This is a genomic window from Candidatus Skiveiella danica, assembly GCF_022705245.1.
Taxonomy (GTDB): domain Bacteria; phylum Pseudomonadota; class Gammaproteobacteria; order Burkholderiales; family Burkholderiaceae_C; genus Skiveiella; species Skiveiella danica.
Window position 1 is genome coordinate 133,663 of record NZ_JAKJEW010000003.1, and the last position, 21,643, is coordinate 155,305.

Annotated in this window: 14 protein-coding genes; 5 read left to right on the top strand and 9 right to left on the bottom strand. The window is 61.8% G+C overall.

Features of this window, described 5'->3' with window-relative positions; translation table 11 throughout:
• Positions 1 to 18 precede the first annotated feature (18 nt).
• The 5 genes from ACMUOY_RS02920 to ACMUOY_RS02940 all read right to left on the bottom strand — a co-directional run bounded on the left by ACMUOY_RS02920 (position 19) and on the right by ACMUOY_RS02940 (position 12,271).
• Complete coding sequence (locus tag ACMUOY_RS02920) at positions 19 to 2,661, bottom strand: DEAD/DEAH box helicase (RefSeq protein WP_413890904.1); 2,643 nt, start codon at positions 2,659 to 2,661, stop codon at positions 19 to 21.
• Positions 2,658 to 10,214: a sacsin N-terminal ATP-binding-like domain-containing protein gene (locus ACMUOY_RS02925; protein WP_413890906.1), complete on the bottom strand. Its 7,557-nt coding sequence runs from the start codon at positions 10,212 to 10,214 to the stop codon at positions 2,658 to 2,660. The genes ACMUOY_RS02920 and ACMUOY_RS02925 overlap by 4 nt, the downstream gene beginning before the upstream one ends.
• Positions 10,215 to 10,338: 124 nt before the next feature.
• A complete protein-coding gene (locus ACMUOY_RS02930; RefSeq protein WP_413890908.1) occupies positions 10,339 to 10,953 on the bottom strand; it encodes a hypothetical protein in 615 nt (204 codons plus the stop codon).
• Positions 10,932 to 11,207, bottom strand: a complete 276-nt coding sequence (locus tag ACMUOY_RS02935; RefSeq protein ID WP_413890910.1) for a hypothetical protein — start codon at positions 11,205 to 11,207, stop codon at positions 10,932 to 10,934. Before ACMUOY_RS02935 ends, ACMUOY_RS02930 begins: the two co-directional genes overlap by 22 nt.
• On the bottom strand, positions 11,207 to 12,271 hold the full coding sequence (locus tag ACMUOY_RS02940; RefSeq protein WP_413890912.1) for a hypothetical protein: 1,065 nt from the start codon (positions 12,269 to 12,271) through the stop codon (positions 11,207 to 11,209). Before ACMUOY_RS02940 ends, ACMUOY_RS02935 begins: the two co-directional genes overlap by 1 nt.
• 183 nt (positions 12,272 to 12,454) lie before the next feature.
• Here ACMUOY_RS02940 and ACMUOY_RS02945 point away from each other — a divergent pair, with 183 nt between their 5' ends.
• The 3 genes from ACMUOY_RS02945 to ACMUOY_RS02955 are packed head-to-tail and all read left to right on the top strand — an operon-like array spanning position 12,455 to position 15,389.
• Entirely contained in the window at positions 12,455 to 13,072 is a 618-nt protein-coding gene (locus ACMUOY_RS02945; RefSeq protein WP_413890914.1) for a hypothetical protein, read from the top strand.
• Between the two features lie 43 nt (positions 13,073 to 13,115).
• On the top strand, positions 13,116 to 13,445 hold the full coding sequence (locus ACMUOY_RS02950; protein WP_413890916.1) for a hypothetical protein: 330 nt from the start codon (positions 13,116 to 13,118) through the stop codon (positions 13,443 to 13,445).
• A gap of 60 nt (positions 13,446 to 13,505) precedes the next feature.
• A complete protein-coding gene (locus ACMUOY_RS02955; protein ID WP_413890918.1) occupies positions 13,506 to 15,389 on the top strand; it encodes a DUF262 domain-containing protein in 1,884 nt (627 codons plus the stop codon).
• Between the two features lie 15 nt (positions 15,390 to 15,404).
• Here the strand turns inward: ACMUOY_RS02955 and ACMUOY_RS02960 are convergent, their stop codons facing one another.
• The 4 genes from ACMUOY_RS02960 to ACMUOY_RS02975 form a co-directional block, all read right to left on the bottom strand.
• Positions 15,405 to 16,328 (bottom strand): DUF1810 domain-containing protein, encoded by a 924-nt coding sequence (locus ACMUOY_RS02960; protein WP_413890920.1) that lies wholly within the window; start codon positions 16,326 to 16,328, stop codon positions 15,405 to 15,407.
• Between the two features lie 95 nt (positions 16,329 to 16,423).
• Positions 16,424 to 17,137, bottom strand: coding sequence for a DUF4400 domain-containing protein (locus ACMUOY_RS02965; RefSeq protein WP_413890922.1), 714 nt, complete (start codon positions 17,135 to 17,137; stop codon positions 16,424 to 16,426).
• Positions 17,127 to 19,139 carry a type IV conjugative transfer system coupling protein TraD gene (gene traD / locus ACMUOY_RS02970; protein ID WP_413890924.1) on the bottom strand — a complete coding sequence of 671 codons (2,013 nt, stop codon included), beginning with the start codon at positions 19,137 to 19,139 and terminating at the stop codon, positions 17,127 to 17,129. The genes ACMUOY_RS02965 and traD overlap by 11 nt, the downstream gene beginning before the upstream one ends.
• A complete protein-coding gene (locus tag ACMUOY_RS02975; protein WP_413890926.1) occupies positions 19,139 to 20,446 on the bottom strand; it encodes a TraI domain-containing protein in 1,308 nt (435 codons plus the stop codon). Before ACMUOY_RS02975 ends, traD begins: the two co-directional genes overlap by 1 nt.
• Positions 20,447 to 20,748: 302 nt before the next feature.
• On the opposite strand from ACMUOY_RS02975, the gene ACMUOY_RS02980 reads away from it, so the two are divergent.
• Both ACMUOY_RS02980 and traA read left to right on the top strand, forming a co-directional pair.
• Positions 20,749 to 21,261, top strand: coding sequence for a lytic transglycosylase domain-containing protein (locus tag ACMUOY_RS02980; RefSeq protein ID WP_413890928.1), 513 nt, complete (start codon positions 20,749 to 20,751; stop codon positions 21,259 to 21,261).
• A 74-nt stretch (positions 21,262 to 21,335) separates the two neighbouring features.
• Entirely contained in the window at positions 21,336 to 21,632 is a 297-nt protein-coding gene (traA, locus tag ACMUOY_RS02985) for a TraA family conjugative transfer protein (RefSeq protein WP_413890930.1), read from the top strand.
• Positions 21,633 to 21,643 lie beyond the last annotated feature (11 nt).

Sequence of the window (21,643 nt, forward strand, 5' to 3'; positions counted from 1 at the left end):
TCTGAACCGAAGGGCGCTTCATTTGGCGGTGGGCCAGACCAAGGCAGACTCTTTCACGACCCTGGATCCGAACTGGAGATCCACGGTATCCAGCAAGTCGTTGAGCGCAGACATTGCCGATCTTCGCCAACTCGTGAGGGCTTCAGTGTCAAACGCTCCATCCGGCGACTCTGATTTGAGGTTGCAGCGGTTCAGTGAACGAAGCACCTCCCAGTCGCGAAGCAGCCTGAAGCTGCCTACGGCGCCGGTGATCCCGACGATTGCTCGCCGCGACTGTGTCGCCACATCGGTCACTCTGCTCGACACGTCGACCACCATCATCGGATCGTCAAGGCCATCGACGGCACAAACCGTTCCAGCGAGACGCTCCGCCTGATGCAGTGCCTTCTCAAGTAGCGGATGCCCTATGCCCATCAAGTCCGCCTGAATCGGCGCTTTCCGATCGAAGACCAGGTTGTCATAGGACTTGCGAATCGCGTGGCTGGTGAGCCAGTCCTCGGGAGTTCTAAAGGACAGCGCGGCGCCTTCCACCTTCGGTCGGCGGCGGTTCAGGGTCAGAACGTTCTGGAAGAACGGCATGAGGTCTGGCAGATCAACCGGCGGGACGTCCTTCAGATCCGATAGGTCGAAGCTCTCCGCATGGCCTATGAGGTCGCGAACCGTCTGTATCGCCGACTCTCCACCAAGCGTTCCAGTGGTGTTGTCAAACCACGCGTCCAGCTTCTCACGCTTAACGCTGATCGCACCGGAGAAGAGGTCGTCGAACAGGCCCTCGCCACTCATGCCCAAGACGAGCTGCATCAGATCCTCAGGCTCGTCCATCGCGGACCCGAGCGCACGCATGATGCTGTTGAGTTTTTGCTCAAGCTTCTGCCAGATCATGGCTTCGACCGTGTCCGGGTTCCTGAGAGACACCACTTCGACTGGGCGCAGCTGCCCGTAGCGGTTGAGTCGGCCGACACGTTGGTGCAGCCGCATGGGGTTCCAGGGCAAGTCGACGTGAATCAATGCACTGCACCGCTCCTGCAAGTCGATGCCCTCACCGCCAGCCTCCGTCGACACCAGGAATCGAATGCGACCGGCATTGAAGGCATCGCACATGTCTTCACGGCGTCCCGCCAACTGGGTCAGGCGACCGTCTGGCAGCCTGATGCCTTCCAGACGGTCGTCCCCATTCATGAATCCCACCGCGCCTTGGCCAAACTCCGCCATCAAGGCACTGATGACAAGCGCCTGGGTCCGCTTGTACTCGGTGAAGAGCAACACGGGCTCATTGCCAAACCGTTGCTTGATGACCTCGATGATTCGGACGATGCGTGTCTCTGAAGTCACCTGATCCGCTGCGGCAATGAGGTCGGAAAGGTATCGACCCTCATCCTCCATCAGGCGAAGTCGAGCTTGCTTCTCGTCCCGTAGCCAGCGTTGCAAGGCCTGCTGGGCCTCGTCCCCATCACCTTCATCAATGGCTGCAAGCTCCGACTTGGACTTTGCGGCCTCCGCCCCGAGACGTTTGATCCGCGTCTGCAGCGCGGCTACAACCGCCGCAATGGAACTCGAAGCGAGCTTCTGAAGCGCAATGAGCACAAGCATCACTTGCCCCCCCTCAGTTCGACTGAGGGACGTCGCATATGCCTTGCCCGCCAGGATGAACTCGGACATCAGTTCATAGAAGGTCTCTTCCGGTGGCGAGTAGGTGAATGTCTCGGGGTGCTGGACCACTGGCTTGAACAGCCGCTGACCCTTCATGTCAGTTGCCTTCTGTTTGGCGTTCCGGATCAGGAATCTTGGAAGGGCCTGGAGCATTCCGCCTTCGTTCTTCTTGGGGCCGAACACGTCGGCATCGAGCAGACTCATCAGCGACCAGAACCCAAAGTTCTTCCCTCGATGCGGCGTGCCCGTGAAAAGCACGCAGGAGGTCACCTTGCCAGCCCTGTTCAGCTTTTCAACCAGCTCGAAGCCGAGTGTCTTTCCGGTTTCCTCGTCAGCGTTGAGGTGATGGGCCTCGTCGATGACCACCATGTCCCAGACAGGCGCATCGAGCAGGCGATCGTGCCGGCCGTTGCGGTCCGCGCGCAGGGTCGGCAATGAGGCGACGACGATCTGGTGAATACCCCAGAAGTCGGTTCGATCTGTGTCCAGATCCGTGTGATACGTCGCCGCCCGGATGTCGAACATCCGCTTCAGTCGCATCTGCCACTGCCCAACCAGCTTGGCCGGGCAAAAAATCAACACCCGCTGGACCTTCCTACTGGCAAGCAATGGCCAGAGCAGCAGACCGGCTTCGATGGTCTTTCCCATGCCGACGTCGTCAGCAATCAGCAGACGCATCGGCCAAGAACGTAGTGCACGGTGGCAAACCCAAAGCTGATGTGGAAGCAGCGAAATACGCGACCTCGTAAACACGCCCCAAGCCGCATTGACCGATGTGATCACCTCGGCCTGGACTCGCGCGGCCACTTCAAGCGAAGGCGCCAACTGCCCTTTTGTCAGCGCTTCGGATACTGAGGCGACCGGCGTCAACTCCTTTGTGAAGACCTGCTCGATGCCGTGAGCAAATCGTACGACGGTCGTGTCGCCATCCGTGAGCAGAACGGTGCCTTGTCCGTGCCGTGCGTGAAGCACCAAGGCATTCGCCTGGTAGGTCTTGCCGTTGGTCGTCACAGTTGCTCCTCCTGCTCTGCGGTTTCGTCGGACTCCACGAACGATCCGTGCTCTGCCCATCGCTCAGCTTCGCGGCGCGCCGCCTCGTTGGTCGCTACGAGTTGAAGCGGAATGTCATAAGCCCCCGAGAAACATGCCGCCTCCTCGCCCAGCTCTGATACCAGGACACGGTAGATGTCGCTGCTGGACCTGAGATCGGTGTGCCCAAGTCGAGCCATCAGCTCAAGCACCGCACTTCTTGGAGCAAAGGCAAGCTCGCGCGCAACATCCGAGGACAGGACCTCGAGACGAAGCAACTCACGAATGACCAGGTGCTGACCCAGCCGAAGCATGCCGCTCAAGGTGGGCGCCTCGATACCGGAGCCACTGAGGCTGGGGTCCGACGCTGGCGACAGCAGAAATTTGGCCAGCTTCGAGTCGCGGCGATCCAGCGTCTGAAACAGATGAACGTAGGTGTCGAGCCATCGGGCGATCCGATACAGCCTTGGAAAGCTGTCCATCCACAGCTCGAAGAGCGTGTCCGTCTGCTGCCCCTCACCGTAGGCCCGAAGAATACCCATCCAAGCCTCTGCGCCGACGTCGGGATGCACTTCGCAGATCGTCTGCCACCAGCCCTTGCTACCCAGAAAATCGAGGAATCCACGATGCTGCTGGTCCGTGACGCGACCGTAGCGGCGGAACAAACCCATGCTGAACAGCGTCATCCAAGCAGTTCTATCGTGAGGCTCCTCCTCTTTGAGTGCGTTTCGATCGACGCTCGCTGGCCAGAACTTGCGGTCGAACTCCGCCAGCCACTTCATGCCGTTCTCAGACCACCAGCCATGAATCGAGGCCAGGTCGAGACTCGGCGACAGGTCCGGAAAGTCTGCCTCGTAGGTTGCCGCCAGCCCGAGTTTGGTCAGCAGTAGTCGCCTCTCTTCTGTTGACAACCCACCCAAGGCAATTGAATCCTCTTTCAACGCGAACAGCCATCCGCCCAGGTGACTCCGCGCTCGAAGTAGTTCGATGACCGGCCCGTAAATATTGCGCGCCAGCCACGTGGCGGCCGCGGACTGCGCGTCATCGCCATTGGCGGACATACACCAGCCCGCGAGCATGGATGGGTCATCGCTCCAGACGGGCAGGTATTGCTCGACGAAACGAAATGCCGGGGAATCAGCCACGTAGTCGTGGTGCAGAACAGCCTCGTCCGGCGCGAATCTGCTCAGGAGTTGGGACTCTGGACCATGCCCTCGAATCAACGCCTTTGCGGGAACCCAGGTGCCGGCACGGGAGCGCAGCGAAAGGGAAGCCATCTCGGCGCGCCACCTGTAGGGCTCGCCAAGATTGCTCGGCCAGACACGAATGACCTCGGCCAGGTTGGCTACCTCGTCCGGTGGCAAGTGACCGCAATCGAAAGCCCCCACGACCTGAGCCAAGCCGAGTGAGGGAATGCTCTCTTCCTCTGCCAAACCGGAGCGCTGCAGCCACCCACGAACCTGTTCGGCGCACCATCCTTCAACGGGGAACTTGTCGACGAAAAGTTCCCACCGGAGCAACGCAGGGGCGACATTCGCCAGGTAGGTCAGATTGACCGACAAGCAGAGACTTTCGACCTCTGCCAAGGCCGCATCGTCCCCTTTCAGGCCGTTTGGAATCCGACCCGTACGATCAACGACATTGCGGACAACGCTACAGGCGAAGGTGTCGAGCAGCCGCACGTCCATCGCTGAATCCTGCTCAGGAGGCTCTCCAAGGAGCTTCTCCCACAGACCGTACCAGAAGCCGGCCGGCGAAACCGACTGCGCACAGCCCATCTCGGCGGCCAGGACAGACCAGTTTGATTCCGACTCGGTTTGCAAGTCAATCAGGACCGGTGAGACTTCGTTCGCGAGTGTCTTCGTCAGGGTCGTGTTGATGATGGTGGCAGACTTTCCGAGCGCCAGCGTCGCGCGCCCCGTGTCGATCTGAAAGGGCGCGTTCAACAGAACGCCACGGGCAGCCGTTCCGCGGGTCGGCGCTGTCACCCAGGTCGCTGGAACAGCAGGTTGGGCTTTGCGGTCGAATTCCTCGATACCGCCTGCTCCAATCCGGAGAACGACACTGCCCGAAGCGGCTCTGAACACAAGGATCCCGGAGTGGACGCGCCCGCCGTCGACGGGAAGCGCCACAGATCCGGTCTCGATCTGCCTGCCGCTGCCCAGCCGAACGATCCGGGGTTGCCAGGTGTGAGGCTCCTCACCCACCACGACACAACGAAGCTTGCGCGCGAAGACCGGCAGAAGCCCAGCAAGCCCGGCGAAACGCTCCGTCACCTCAGAAGCAGCACCCCGCGAATCGAGTGGCAATTCGATCAGCGTTCCACGCAGCGCGCGCTGACTGGGTGTCTGCACCGCTTGCTGGAACTGTTTCGTTGCCGGACTCGCCTTCCACTTGCGAGGAAGGCATCCCGCCACCACGTCAAAGCACAGGTCACCGCTCCAGACGCGAGGTGTGCTCGATGCGAGCAGCACGCTCTTGAATCCAAGTCCGAACTTTCCGGTGACACCCTCGTCTTCGTCCTTCGCCGACGCCCCCAGCATCAACATGCGTTCGAGGTCGTTCGCGAACTCCGCTTTGTAGCTGGCCAGACGACCAGCGTAGTTGATAGGGCGACCCCAGTGGGCGAAGCGGATCATCCGGTCCGACGACTGCATGACGAAGCGGCCGATGGCCTCCGCGTCGAACTCCAGGCGACCGTCGGCCTTCTGCAGTTGCTGCATCTCGATGACTGCGTCATCAGCGTTCTGAAAAACCTCGAACGGGATACTGGCCACCTCGTACTGGTTGTGCGTGACCCGAGCCTTGATGCCAGCAAGTACAGCGCCCTGTACTTCTTCGTCAGATTCGACCAGCGCGGCAAGGTCCGCGAGCGCACTTTCAAGATTTGCCATTGCGCCAGCGCTGCTACGGCCGGCCCGCTTGGCGCTGGCGGCACCGCGTCTGGCTTCGTCCAGGCTAGCCAGCGCCTTCGCTAACTTCCTGTTCTTTCCTATACCAGGCAATGAACGCAAGGACTGCGGAAGCCCTTCCAGAATCAGGCCACGAGCCACGTCTAACGTGACCTGATCCGCCTCGTCGGCAAGAGCAAACAGCTCGGACAGATTGGCGTGCTGCTGGTTATAGAGAACCTTGAGCAGTGATTCTCCCGTCCGCATCAGGATGTCTCGCTGCTGCTGGGGCTCTTTGTCCAGGAGCGCAGTCGCCGGGCGCATATGCACCCGACAGGTGAACCCCTGCCAGCGGTCCGTCATGACGAACAAGGTCTGAAGCTCATCGACAGGTGCCATCCGAACCTGAACTGCGGCGCCAGTCAACGACTTCGCGCTGACGTGGTTGCCGCTCAAAACAGCCAGGCGGATCGTCAGCGTCCTGAGCGCTTGCAGCAGCGTCCGGTTGCCCATCCACTTGACCCGCCGGTCAAAGCCGTCCTCGTGGCCTGGGTCTCGCCAACCAAGTTTGGCGAGATAGTCCTCGTATGCGATGGGGTCGAGCCAACTCTTCGCAAGAGAGGCGACCCGCTCTCCGAAGAGACCGATCACGGCACCCACGGCAGGCTTGACGCTGCTGGACACCAAAGGCTCGAAGTACTCCTCAAGCGACTGCAGCAGTTGCTCCTGAGCAGCGCCGCCCTCTTCACCCGGCATGTCAGCCGGCTCGAGCGTTGGCGTCGAACGGTTGTCGACAGCGATGCCGCCCAAGGATTCGAACTGCCTGTCGTTCACGACAAGCTCCGGCATCACGCCATGCACGCCAGCCACGAGTTCGGCGGCGGGCACCCAGGTTCCGGCCTTGCTCAGCAACCGGAGTTCCGAAAGCGACTTGCGGAGTTCTGGCTCGGGAGCGCTGGCGCGCCACTCGCTCAAGTAAATGCAGAAGACCTCGCACACGGGCGCACTCAGTCCCAGCTCGGGAATCTGGGTCAACGTCTTCTGGCAGATGTCCGCAGAGAGCTGTTTGGCAACCTCGGGAACCAGATGCTTCTCGACCGCATCAATCGAGGTTGCGACCGTCGCCCTCTCAAGAATTCCCCAGGCGGGCAGCAGTTCGATGGAGACCAAAGTGGACATGTATTGCTGCACGTCACGATAGCCGAAGCGTGCTGCCCGACCAATCGAGAGGCCGGCCTCAGACATCAACTGCCCCAGAACCGGTAACGCTTCGTCCTCACTGCTGACTTGAGCCAACAGTGCCGGGAAGGCGGGGTGAGCCCGGAGTTCGGTGGACAAGTCGTCCGGGCCGGCGTATGCATAGTCACATCGGCGTGCGAGGCCTCTGATTTCAGCGTCGAGATTGCTGATGCGGATGAGACTGTTCAACGCGATTGCTTCACCGGTTTCCAGCGGCAACCATGCCGTTTCACTCCAGGCCTGCGGCAGTCGATCAGCAAGAGTTCGATGTACGCCCAACAGGTCCATCAGGTAGCGCCAATGCTGCACAGGGCTCGCTGCTTTCAAGACGACTGACGCGGCGGTCGTCGCGCCCCAGGTCCGCAGGAAGCGGTTCTGCTGCCGCAAATGGTCGGCATCGACGGATGGTTCGATGAACCGAACGCCAATACTCAGGCCATCAGGGAGCTCAGGATCCCGACCCAAGAAGCATTCACCCTGCACCGCACCGCGGTGACCGCTGAAGTCGCGGTGAAGCGGCAGGCGCATCCAAGCGTGTTCCTCCACCACCCGTCCGAGCAACAGATCGATCTCCTCGGAAGTGAATTCAGTCGCGTCGACCCGGCTGAAATCGTTGCACACGCGAAGTCGATTGAGCACGGAGGTCTCATCTACGGCCTTGACGTTGAGTGGCTGAGCACACTTGTCCGGTATGGAACTGCACAGGCTGTCGGTCAGCACGCGCCACGGCGCCTCATCGACCATTCTCCATAGCCTGACCCAGGGTGACTTCTGACCGACCGGATCCTTCCACAGCACATCGCTACCTAGATAGTGGTCCGGCGATCCGTGCAGCAGGTATCGAACGCCTCGGATGACGATTGGATCGTCGAGTTTCGCGGGTGCGACCAGCGTGAGGAGGTCGGCGCGCTGCAAGTTGTCGCCAAGCGGTGGCGGCGTCGCCTGTGCACCCGCTGCACGCAACACAGCCTCGGGATCTTCCGAGCTGGGTATCCTGCCAAGGCCATCGTCTCTCACCCCATCGACATACGACGCGACGGTCGAGCGAACCACGAACACTCGGATCTCGGGGAGGGCGCGAGCCAGTTTCTGGACGAATCCCAAAGGCCGATTGGGATCGGAAACCTTGAAGACCCAGCCTCGGCCATGGGACTCGGTCAATTCCGCCAGGGATACGCCCTCGATGTCGCCATCCTCACCTTTGTAGGCACGAAGCACCTTGAGGCGGCTGCACTGGCGCAGTAGCGATATCTGCTTAGTCTCGTCGCCAGCTGCTCGGATGACGCGCTCTGAAGCATCAAGAAGCTGAGCCTTGGTAACGCCGCCTGAGTGCGATTCGCTCAAGTCGTGCCGCGTCATGGCATCCAGCCAGGCACCGAGGTCTGCATCACTTGTGATCGCAGTAACGCCGTCCGGACCGAGATCGCCAGGTACCGGCAGCGCGCGGGTCGAAGCGCTCAAGAGCGTTCGATAGAGTGCCTCAGGTATTGCCCCTTTGGCCGCATGATCCTGCGGACCGAACGCAAATATTCGGTCGGGCGACAACAGTTGAACGATGCGCTTGAAAAGCTTCCTGTGCTGGCGGACGTCGACCAAACGTACCGCCTGCAGGCACGTTCGCAAGAGGGCGACCAATGCATCTTGGATGTCGCCAGTACGGACGTACCGTGCAGCCTCCATCTCCAGGAAGTTGGCGAGATATTCGAGGTCCGTCCCGCTCTTCAGTATCTGCGCATCGATGCCCTTCAAAGCACGAATCAGAAGACCCGGCTCCCAGGTCGCGTGGCCGATCGCAAGACTGGGGGCCGCGGCATCAGCAAACGCATACCCGTTCAAAACTGCCAGGCCAGGCAGCGCTCGCCACGGTCTCTCTGCATCGTGCAGGGGTGGAGCTGGCAAGGACAACACCGGTTCAATGGCCGGCTCGACGAGCTCCCAACGCGACCCAGACTTCGTCAGCCGTCGAATCCAGGCAAAGCGCTTGCATATGAATTGCTGAAACGTCGGATAAAACGCGACGCGCGACCCCGCATCGCCCGCCGCAGCGCACTCCACGATGGCGCGGGTCAGCGCGGCGGTCTCGTCGTCTTTCAGGCTAGCTGATTTGACGTACTCCGAGAGTCCCGGGAGAAACTCCGGCAGCACGGCTTGCTGCGCCAATGACTGGTTCCATTGCCTCAGCACCACATGCTGCGAGGGGCTTTCTGGCAAGACCTCGCAGGGCTTGTCCAAAGCGTCCATGTCGGCGATACCCCGACGACCCGCGTCGACAAAGAATTGCCCGTGCAGGACGATTCGATACTCCCGGGAAGACCCTGGTATCCAGGCTTCGTAGCTGAAGCGCTGCTCCTCGGCCGGAAGGAAAACGGCCCACTGCAGGTCCAGTCGCCCGGCACGCTTGTCTGCATGAGCAAACATCACGGCTGCTTCGGCGACCGCCTTGTCGGGTCTCGGCTCGCGGGTCCCAGCCTCCGTGATGACCATAGACGTCGGCCAGCTCTTGGCCGCACGCAGCGCGCCGAAAGGCAGAACGGCACCTGGCACGCGCTGGCGAACCAGGAAGTGCATGTGCTCAGAGCGCGGGCGATCATCCCTGACAGTGCCGGAGATCTGACAGTCGTCAGTCTCGTGATCCAGCCGTTGATCCGAAGGGTGCGACTCCAGAGTCACCGTGAACGGTTCACGCATGTCCGCCCCGGCAAACCTCACCTGTTTCAGATTTCTCAGAAGCGGCAACAGTCCCCCGATGCGTTGATCGGTGCGGGGGTCTGAGAAGAAGTCGAGGTCCTCTGCGGGGTTCTCACCGGGATACCGCTCGATGATTGCCGCCATGGGTCGTTCGCCTGATCGGGGAACATGCGACTGCTGACGCAGAGGAACCCACAACAGGAACCAATCTCGGCCGCTGGATGCCTCGGGCTGTGCTCGCGCCACCGCCTCCAGGCAGCCCAAGTCTTGGTCTGTGACGGTCTCCCACTGCTGGTGCATCTCCGAGCAGTCATAGTCTTCAGCTCGCCACGGGTTCAGAAAGTCTTGACTGAGTTCTCCCCCATGGCTTGCCAAGTAGAAGAAGCTCTCACAGAGGTGGAAGACGCTCTTCATGCCGAGACCGAACTTTCCGATCGCCCCGGAATCACCCGCCTTGGCGTTCAGTCCAAACGAGCGAATTGCGCGGCGATCGCTTGCCTTGAACCTCCCGTCATTCAGCACCCAAAGAGCCGGGCCCTTGAGCAACATGTGGTCGGCTGCCGCACCATGACCAGGGTGAAACCCGAACGCCAGGGACTTTGCTCCCGCGTCGTCTGCGTTCTGCACGAGTTCCTTCAGGATCGGGAAGCCGCTCCTGTAGCGATCGCGCAGATTGATCGCAATCTGATTGACGTAGTCGGTGGTGAATCCAGTCACTTCTTATGTCCTCCGGAATGCTCCCGACTACGCATGGAGATCTTTCCGCCGGACGGCAAAACCAACGGGCTTGATTTCGACAAGCAAGGCACACCAGCCTCAGCCAGGTTGAGTGGCGGCCGGCTCATATCGTGTCTTCTTCCGAGTCCGTCGGCAGCCATTCGCACAGCGTCGAGCCGGGGACCAACGAGACGCAGATGCCCGAGGTCTTTCCAACGGGCACGCGAGGAGGCCAGTCCAGTAGGTCCAGGTCCATGCCCGCAAAGTAGTCCGCCAATGGCTGCGCTGCGGCCTGGCCGAACGTGTCAAACCATTCGCCAAGGTCAGCGACGACCAGTACCCCAATGGTGCTCGCGTGAGCGTGGGTGGCAGTCTTCACCGCGGCACGCAGTTGCTCCAGGCCAGTCTTCAAGCTGCTCTTACTTGCACTCGCCTTGACTTCCAGGGGCACCGTGACCCCGTTGCCAGTCTCGAAAACGCCATCGAGCTCGCGAAACCGGACAACGTAGCGGTTGCGCAGGTCCACCTGCTCCCACCGCAGGACTCTGAACCGGGTTGCCGAAAGCTGTAGCTGCATTTGCTGCCGAACGCGCTCCTCCACGAGCTGCGTGAGTTCCAGCCTAGAGTCGGGTGTCTTGGTTCCCGAGTTCACATTGGCCAGAAATGTGTGGTGCGCCATGTGACAGCGGTAGCTCTCTGCATCCAGAGGTAGCAGCATTACGCCCTTGATCGATGCCATTTGCCCTCCAGCGAGTGGTACACGTCGGTGTCTGCCAGTAGCTGCAAATCGATGACGATTTCAACGTCCAGCGTGCCGGCGTGCGCAGGCACGTCAGGTGGAATTTGGGGCACAAGATAGCGCGGCGTCAGACCTCCGACCAGGAAGACCGACTCCTTCCTGGGCCCAAGCCCGCGCAACAGCGTGACGAGGACACGCTCGCAGTCCACTGTGTATACATCGCTGTATCTGCCGAAGTGCAAAGGTTTGACCATCAGAAGCCGATCCTTGTCCGGCGCAGGTGCGCGGCCAGTTCCTTGGCGCGCCCCTCGGCGCGCACCAGGTCCAGGTAGGTCTGGATCGGGCTGGCCAACCAGACACCGTCCACGCGCTGCCTGAACAGCAGATCACCTGGCGACTTGGTGTCGATGACGACCAGATTCGCGCCCTCACTGACTGGGCGGGCGCCCAGCTCTCCCAGCGCCGCTTCGGTGGTCGAACCGACCGGCAAGCGGATGCGAACCTGCGAGACGTTCGACAGAAAAGGGGCGTAGCGCTGGGCAGCCGCTTCGTGGGTGACCGCGTAGTCGATCCCATGCGAAGAACACACACCGTCGAGTCCTGCGGCCAGGGCGTCGACCTTCATGGAAGGAACGAAGAACCTGCGCATCGCCTCAGCCGGTTGCTGTCTCAGGCTCGCGGCCCAGGCATCCAGCAATGCCGCAGGCTGACTCACGCGCCGCTGCTTGCCCGGCCCCTGACCCCGTGAATCCAGCCAGTCGAGTCGTTCCAGTTCGGTCAAGACCATCGACACGGTCGACGGGGATGCCGAGACGTCCTCGGCCAGTTCGGTCACACCCAACCAGTCCTCGCGGCGCATCAGCAGGCCATGCAACACGTGAGCGCGACGCCCGGAAAATAGCGAACGGATGGCCCGGGAGGTCGACTTCGATGGCGGCTTGTCAACGAAGAAGAGCGCACCCGGTGCCGGAAGGTACAAGCTGCCCCCGGCGTCGAAATACCCGACCCGCTCCGCTTTCAGCAGGTCCTTGGCGCCCGGAGAGATCGATTCGGCCGCGAGCAGCGGCAAGGTGCCGTCTGCGCCGGCATCGCCAGTGCCCCGCGACGCTGCATCCCGAATCTGCCAAAGTGCCTGCCGGACATCCCGCGGATAGAGCGCCTTTCGGATCCCGACCAGCAGTGCCAAGGGACGCCCGGCAACCCGAATCGAGACTGAAACGTCGTTCACCGCGGCCTGCCCGCCAGCGTCGACTTGGCACGCGAAATCAGCCGTCACGTCCGGGAGGGCCCGCAAGGCTTCCAGGAGTTCGGCGATCAACGCGCTCTCGACTTCAGGTGTGTTCACGACCATGCCTCATGGGTTATTCGCTGTACAGCGAATGAAAGAACTGTATAGAATATTCCGAAGTAAGGCAATATTTGCTGCACAGCAAAATTGACTTCGGATCAGATTTGTCGACCCAAACCCCGTCACGACACCTTCGAAGGGAGTGCACCGACCATGTCCTCCAGCAAGCCGCCAAAGACCGGTGAACGGGCTGCCGACGTCCCCGGCCTGCAAACTCTGCTGGCCGTCCCGCTGGGCGGGAGACGGGACGCCGTGGCCAAGGACGTTCGCCGACGTGCACCGCAGTTCAGCGCTATCCCCGCCCATGATCTGGCAGATGCTCTGGACGTACCGGAGCACTGGCGCCCGGGCAGCGAATGGTCGTTCACTCGCTATGTGCCGATCGTCAGCGTCGAGGAACATGCCCGGTACAACTCCCCGGCATCCGAACTCGTCTACTTGATCGAAGAGGCCGTATCGGCCGAGCGGTTCCAGCAACTTCTGAAGCATTCCGAGTCGCTCGACGAATCCGACGACCCGAGCTTTGCGTTCCTGACCAAGGGCGAACGCAGCCGTCTGGAGGATGCAATCGCCGAGAAGCAGATGGAAGCCAACGAGTCGAACGGCATGAACTGCATCGCAAGATGCTCGGTTGAGAGCGACTCTGGGGCGGTTCTGGAATTCGAAGGAGACGTCGAGGACGACGGGGCCTGCATCAATCTGCGTACGCCCTACGACAAGCGTGCCAAGCGATTCACAGACCTCTCTCGTTGTCTCACGTCGGGCTGGTAGTAGTCTTCGAGTTCGAAATCCGTATCGACAGAGCAGCGCAGCCATGAACCCAGCGACTCCGATATCGCCAGCCAAGGGCAAGCGGCCGAGCGACATCTTCAACGGTGCCACCGTCAAGCGGAAGTTCGTCGAGGAAGTGCTCGACATCATCCGCAAGACCGCCACCTCGCATCAGACATTCATCGAGGGAACGATGGTTTCGTCGTCCGAGCGAAACGAGTGGACGCTGCCCACCGGCAAGGCAGTGAAAACCGCTCCGTTCTGGGGTCGCCCAAGTTCCCTTTACGTCGACGATGAAGAGGCTCGTGCGCGGATCATGCAAGCCATGGGGATCGACCTTCGCAAAAACCACACCTATCGAAAGTACTGCTGATGCGATCGCCAACGGAACCGAAATCCACGCGTCCTTCGCGACGCAAGAGAGGAAGCTGAAATGGATTCGCGAACCTTCACCGTCCAACAAATCTACCAGGACCGTCGGCAATACCGCGTCCCCTTCTACCAGCGTCCCTATGTCTGGAATCGCGATGACCAGTGGGGAAGGCTATGGGAGGACATCCGCGACAAGGCCGACGCAAGATTGGAAGGAGGCAAGGCTGTGCCGCATTTCATGGGCGCTGTGGTGCTGGAACCGCAGAAGAAAGCGGGCCTAATGGGAGTAGAGAGGCATCACATCATCGACGGGCAGCAGCGGCTGACGACGTTGCAGTACGTTCTGACGGCACTGATTCACACCCTTCGCGCAGCAAAGCATGAAAAGTTGCTGCCGTTGATCGAGGCATGCCTCGCGAACTCGAATCCAGAAACGATGGAGGACGAGGCGATCGAGCGGTTCAAGCTCTGGCCGACTTTCCGAGACCGCAAGCAGTACGAGCTGGCGATGAAGGCCGATTCGCTCGATGCGCTGCGAGCCAGGTTCCCCGCGAGCTTCACTCAGACTGGGAGCCTACGCAAGATCGGCGTCACTCATCCACCCGCGCTCGAGGCAATCGTGTTCTTCCATGAGGCGATGCTCGAGTGGGTTCTCGACAAGACAGAATCGGACCCGGCCACCCGCGCGATGGCGCTGGCCTCCGCTGTTCTGACTGACCTGTCGATCGTGTGCATCTCCCTGGGCGACGATGACGATGCCCAGGTGATCTTCGAAACCTTGAACGGCCACGGCGCCGAGTTACACGCAACCGATCTGATTCGCAACTTCATCTTCATGCGAGCAGGTACAGACGCCGACGACCTGTATAACAATTTGTGGAGCCAGTTCGAAGCCCCGCTATGGTCCGAGCTGCAGTCCCGAGGCCGCCTCAACCGACCTCGGCTCGAATGGTTCGTTCAGACCGCCGTCCAGGCGCAGACCGGCGACGAGATAGACATCGGGCGCCTCTATGCAGGTTACCGCCGGCTGGTCGATGCGACTGCGGGACTCGGGGACGCTGCAGCCCAGCTTTCGATGCTCAACCGCTATGGAGAGCAATACAAAGCGCTCGTCACAGGTGCGGGCGCCCAACCGATCGCTGTTTTCGGTCGGCGCGTGGCCGTCTGGGACGCGTCACCCGCTCATGCGCTGGCACTGCGCGTCGCGGTATCTATGCTCACCATAGATGAGCAGCAGGAAATCTTCAGCTGCGTCGAGTCCTACTTGGTCCGACGGGCCGTATGCGGCCTGTCACGCAAGAACTACAACAAGGTCTTCGCGCAACAACTGAAGCTGCTGATGGAGGGAGAGTTGAGCGCCGCATCGTTCCGTGCGGCGCTTTCAGTGTCGAGCGGCGATGCCTCGCGTTGGCCGAGCAACGAGGAATTCCGTCGGCAATGGCTGGACGGCGCCGTCTTCCCTGGTCGCCTCGACGCCGCAAAACTCCGCTCGGTCTTCCACCGACTGGAGACCGCCATGCGCTCCGAGCTCAGCGAAGAACGGGTGCCACTGTCCATGGAGGCTCTGGACATCGATCACATCATGCCGCAGTCCTGGTACAGCCACTGGCCGCTTCCAGACGGCTCGAACGTGTCGATGGACGAGGCCAACGCTGCTGCGCCGCTGAGGTTCATGGGCGAGGGCCTGGAACCCAAGACGCTGGCTATCCATCGCCGCCAGGACGCCTTGCCGCGCATCGGCAACCTCACGCTCGTTCACTATGGCGTCAACCGCTCTCTGCAGAACCACGCTTTCGACGCGAAACGCAAAGCCATGTTCGAACATTCGAACCTGCAATTGAACCGGCGCTTGATGCAGCGTGACTCCTGGGATGAAGCTGCGATCGCCGACCGGGGGGAAGAGCTCGTCAAGATCGCGATGCAGATCTGGCCTGGTCCGGTGTAATCACCGCAGGGGGATTCAGAAATCCTGCTCTTCCAGGATCCGGAGCGTTTTCTCGTCCGCCCGACCACTGAAGTACTTGGACAGGAGCTGTTCAAAGATGAATCGCGGGTTTCTCGCGAGTTCGTGATCGAACATCGCCTTCGCCTGCTGGTCGCTGCTCGAACCTTGGGCACTTGAGTCCACTTGAGGGGATTGGAACGCCGGCTTGTCATCCGTAGTACGGCGAAGTTGGGACGCTGAAGCCTTAGCAAACAAAGTCAGGCAGGAGCGGAGCTTGAGCGCGTCGACGCTCCCGAAGATGTCGCGGGCAGAGCTTCCCTCGAGCGCCCACAGTACGCTCATGCAGTCCATGAGCCTGGTACCGAGCAAGGCATGGTCCAGATAGTCGCGCGCCTCATCGAGCGAATCGATTCCGAACTTGCGCGACATGCCACTCGTGCCGAGCCCTCGAATCTGCGGAAAGATGAACCACATCCAATGGGTCGACTTCTGACCAGAGCGCAGCTCTGAAAGTGCGACATCGAACACTTGTTCCTGCGCTTTCACGAACCTCTCCAGACCCTCTCGGACGCGTCGACGCGCCGGACGATGGACGAACTCCTCGGGCGGGACGTGCCAGTACTCGCCGCTGGAATACACCGGGCGGTGGCTCCGTGCAGACTCCCGAAGCGGAAACGATGGCTCGCCAGCAATCTCGCGGAACCCAGTATCCTCATCCAGAGGGGTGAAGCCGTTGAAACGGAGAGCTCGCTCACAATCGTCGCGAGATTCGAACAGTAGGCGGTCGAAAACCGACGAGAGATCGTCAAAGAACACAGCCTCGGCCTTGCCGTCGTGTTGATTGACGACGGTGCACCAGTTCTGCTGGAGCATCCCCGTCACCTTGAACCAGAGCGGCCCAGCGGGCACCGCGAGTGTGGTTTCGTCCCGAGTTCTCATGCGTCCTCCCCCTGAGCCGGCTGCCGTTGCGGATTCAGCAATCGTTTACAAAGCCTGCTCTTCGTGAGACTCACCGATCATCGGTGGTCAGGCCACTACAGATGCTTTTTGTAGTACGCCCACTGAGCACGTGCCAGCATTGTCGAGCCGACCGCCATTCCGGCGATGACCGGAGCCCAGGCGATCGTTCCCGGCCACACCAAGATGACCACCCCGCCCAGCCCCAGCACCGCCATCTGCAGGTACTTCGCCCGGTGGTATAGGCTGGCCGACTCCCGCCCTCCGCAGGACCTTCGAATCGCACGCTCGGTCAGTCCATCCACCGCACCAACCGCGTACAGCAGCAGCAGCAATGGCAGGAAGCGAATGAGGATCGCGAATCGCACACCCAGCAACTGCGTTCCGACCATCGCGGTCTCGATGGCCTCGCGATTGGCCAGGTAGCTGCGACGGACCACCGTGTCCGGGATCGACAAGGCCGATGGTTCGGCGAAGCGCAGCCCCATGTCATGGATGCCGGTGGCCTCGAACATCAACCCATACAGAAAATTCGCCGGCCCGGTGATCTCTCCAGCCTCCCGGCCCTGCCGTGCCGCCAGCGCGATGCCGTGCCCGAGATCGGCGGCCAGCAGACCGCGCAACCGGTCCAAGCCATCCGGCCACACCCGCGACACGAACACCCAGTCGATGCTCCAGGCGACTAACAGGATCGCTACCAATCCCAGCGTCAACGAGAACACCAACTTCAGAGGGCTCAGCAGGACACCAGCCAAGGGACCATCATGGAAGGACGTGTTCTTACTCCCCATGACTGGACTCCACTTCCTGGGCCTCCTCCTGATCGTACTCCGGCCGATTCCAAGGCCCATCCAGTCGGCTGCGCAGCGCCTGCCCGATCGCTGCCAGGCCCTCGGGCATCAGCGGGTCGTGTTCGGCACTGGGCAGCGGCATCCGGATCTTGTGCAACTGGCCACCATGGATCAATGCAAAGGCTTGGCCCTTGGGCAACTGCACCAGATCGGTCGGCTCCAGCATGCGCAAGCTCTCCGGGGCGATACGGTCCTCGTTGCGGCTGGCGAAGTCGGTGAACTCGCCAGGGTCGTTGGTATCCGATACCGACGACGACACGATGGTCGACACCACGTGGACCTGTGGCAGTTGGTCGGTCAGCAGTTCGGCCGTGTCTACTTCCTTTACGCGCAACATGATCAGCGTGTTGAAGTTGCCGGCGATCTGGCCGGCTTTGGCGTGCGAGCCGATGCGTGCTTCCACGTCCGACCAGGTTTGCGTGTAGGCGGTCACCTGAAATCCGGCGCCACCGGCCTTGTTCAGCAGCGGGATGAACTCGTCGCCTATCAACTCGTTGAACTCGTCGGCATGGATGGCGATCCGCCGCGGGCGAATCTCGCCCGGCAGTCCGCGCCCTGGCCCGAACTTGTAGAGGCTGCCGGCCACGCTGGTGAGATCCGCGAACATGGAATTGCCCACTGCGCCCGCCACCTCGTAGTCGGACAGCGCGTCGAGCCCGACATAGACGATCCCACCCAGATTGATCACCGAGGTCCAGTCGAATACTGGCCGCCAGTCGGTCGGATCCTCGAGCGTCGGCGACAGCAACGCTGCCGTGCGACCGGTGGTGAGCTTTTCCATCAAGGGCAGCAGCGACGCCACCAGCTTGTCGAAATGGCTCTTCTCGTAGTTCAGCGTCGATGCTAACGCATGGGCGATCGGATCGTAGAGCTTGCGGCGGCGCGCGTACTCGACCAGGCTGACCGCGCGCGCACCGCGTGACTGCAGGCCCTTGTCCAGGCTCTTCTTGTCGATCGCCATGGCCTGCAATGCCTCACGCCAGCCGGCGGCTGCCGGCTCGTGGTCGAACCAGTGCTCGAAGTAGTCGACTAGCAAGGGCTCGACATCGGAGGCGTAGCGGTTGATCTCCTGGTAATCGGGCTTGCGGCCCAAGGCCACCAGCGCACGCGCCATTACATTGACGAATCGCCAGACGAACTCCTTGAAGGCGGCTGACTGACCTTCCGAGGGCAACTGGCCGGCGATACGCGTCGCCACCTCGGTGATGCGCGAGAAGCTGCCCACCGGGTTGTAGCGCGCCGAGATCTCCGGGTGTCCCAGGTGAAACATGAAGAACTCGTCCGAGCGCCCTGCCCGCTTGGCCTCGGCATAGACGCGGCGCAGCAGGTTGATGTCGCCCTTGGGGTCAAACACGATCACCACCTCGCCGCGGCGGATGTCCTGGGTGATCAGCAATTCCGCCAGACGAGTCTTGCCCACGCGCGTGGTGCCAAGCACCAGCGTGTGGCCGACCCGGTCGGCGATGTCCATCCAGATATCAGCCTCGACGGGCTCGACACCATGGATCGCCGGATCGCCGCCCAGGCCGGGGGGCGCCGCTGCCGGCCAACGAAGCCGCGCCAATAACCCTGCAAGGAAACCTGGCTGCAACAACGGCTGGTTCTCTGGACGCCGAGCTTCGAACAGGCGCTGCGTATGACGCTGGTCCCACTGGAAACCCCGCCCCAAAAACAGCCGCTCGGCCGACCACGGGATCTCGGTCGAGGTCACATCGTAGCGGCGCTGACGCCTCAGATTGGCACGGTAGCGCAGGTTTCGCACGCCAGCCGTGCCTCGCCACGCGGCATGCCCCATCAATGCACCGGCCAGCAGCCAGTCCCAGGGGCGGCTCAACAAGAACAGTCCCGGATCCCAGACCACCACGCCCGCGCCGAGCGCCGATACACAAGACGCGCGAAGTTCATACGCCGGGCGCAGCAGAGATTCGAGCGGATAGGCCATCAAGCAGAAGGACTTGAGCCATCCACCACGCGCACCAGCGTCGAATCGATGGCCGGCAGCGGCTGGATGAATCGCTGCGGATCGCAAATCACGACGCCGTTAATCCGGGTGCTACCGCCGCCAGATCGCTTGCGCTCATACCAATGAAAATTCACGCCCCCCTCGGCGCGCAGGTGCCAGCCTGCTTGCAAGACCTCACGCTGCACGCGTTTGGCGCTATCGGCAGCGGCCTCACGACCCTCAACTTGTTGTTTGGCGAACTCCCGGAATATTCGTGGTGAAGCCAGCAACAAACCTTCCACCACCACGTGCACAGCGGCATCCGGCGTGTTGACCGGCAACGCCCCTCCGATAGTTCCCCGGCTCAGCCACGCAATGAACTGCCCCGCGAGTGCGGCTTCTTCAGGCGCCACCGCCTCCAGAAACTCGGGCGAATCCGCGGCAGGGAGGTTCTGCGCTGCCGGGACTCTCGCTTCTGCGACTGGTTTCGCTGCGGGCATCTCCGACGCATGACTCACCACCGGTGGTGGTGCCGACACCCGTGCTGGCACATCACGCGCCACCAATTCGCCGATCACTCCAGCCGGATCCGCATGGCCACTCAGGCACGCGCGCAGTTCAGCCATCAACGCAAGATCCTCGCCGAGCCAGTCGTGGATAAGAGCGGGCACGCACCGCTCGAACAGCCGCAACGCCATGGCCGGGTCGACCTCGTCCGACACCACCCCGGGCGCCAAGGATTCGATCCGGTAGCCAAGCGCACCGCTGGCCCGCATAGAACCCGCCATCGGATTCCACGCGTGAGGAATGCCAGTGCCCAGCTCCATCCACACACGCATCCCCACACAGACGTGCGGCAGATCTCGCAGCAGCGCCGCCACGAACACCGCATAGGTCCATCTGTGCGCCTGTGCCCCGATTACCTCGGGCGCCTCGCCGCGCGGCAGGATCTGTCCGCGTCGGCGATCAAGCGTCCGAAGCGTCGTCGCGAGCGCCCGGTGCAGTTGTCCACCAGCCTGCCCAAAGCGGCTCGACTCCAACACAGGCAGCATCTGGACGAACTCGGCATGGACATCGATCAGCGGCCGCGCTGCCAGCGCAAAGACCTCCGAGGGGAAGGCCAGTTTGATGCGCAGGGCCGGAATTGCGTTCCCAAACCCCAGACCATCGATCAGCGCCTGCGCCTCAAACACCGGCCGTTCGGCGCCCAGCACTGAAGGCGTCGCACGCGACCCGGTCGGCATCCGTATGCGGTCGTCGATCTCGCCACCAAAAGCTGGCTCGTGCCTATCGTCAATCTGCGTCATCCGGCCAGTATTGGGCGCGTGCGGGCAGCCATCAAAGGCGACCAAGGCCAACGCGAAGCACTGATTCGGCCTTGACATCGTTCTCGCGCGGTGGGTTTGAACCCTTCCCACCCCTGCCTCCCGACGCAACTCTGCCAGGAACCCACTTCGATCCACTGGACCCGCAGGTTTGCAAGGGGGAATCGAGGCATTTTCCGGGGCCTGATTCTCCCCGATTCAACCGCCTTGCCTGCCTACGATGCCCTCCATACGCGCAGCGCCGTGAACGGCCAACGCAGGTTCCAACGTTTGAGGAGATCCTGTTGCCCAAGTCGATGAACAGCAGCCCCCAGGTGGGATGGGGTGTGGCGATCTGCCTGATCGCGGCATTCCCCGCTCACGCGTGCTGGGAGCAGGCCGCAGAACGCTACAGCGTCAGCCCAGAGCTGCTGTACGCGATCGCGCGCACCGAATCCGGCCTCGATCCGCAAGCCGTCGGACTCAACCGCAACGGTTCGCGCGACATCGGTCTCATGCAGATCAACTCCGCCTGGCTGCCCAAACTCACCACGCACGGCATCGCGGAACGCGACTTGTTCGATCCCTGCACCAGCATCCATGTGGGAGCCTGGATCCTCGCCGGCAACGTCCAGCGGCTGGGCTACACCTGGGAAGCCATCGGCGCCTACAACGCCACGAACCCCGCACTGCGCCGCGCCTACGCCGAGCGGGTCTACCGCCAGGTGGCTGCGACCAGAGCGCGATCACAGCCTGGACAACCCACCATTGCATCAACCAGACCGCTACCCGTGGCGGTCACGGCGAGCACGCAATAGCGGCTGCGAACGCCCGCATCCATCTCCCGACCGCTCTCCCTGCACTCACTGCATCTACCCAGAAAGGACTTCCCATGAAACCATCCCGCCGCATCGCCTTCATCACACCGATGGCGATTCTCCTGGCGCTCGGCGCCACCTCGGCCTTCGCCGGCACCACCGGCGCCGAGTTCCAGACCATGTACACAACGCTGCTGGACTGGGCTACCGGCTATCTGGGCAAGGCGATAGCCGTGGCCGCCTTCATCCTGGGCGCGGGCATCGGCGTGGCGCGGTCCTCGCCGATTCCGGCCCTGGTTGGCGTCGTGTTCGCGCTGTTCATGGTCTACGTGCCGAACATCATCGACTCGATCATGACGGCGACGATCTGAAGCGCTGCAGC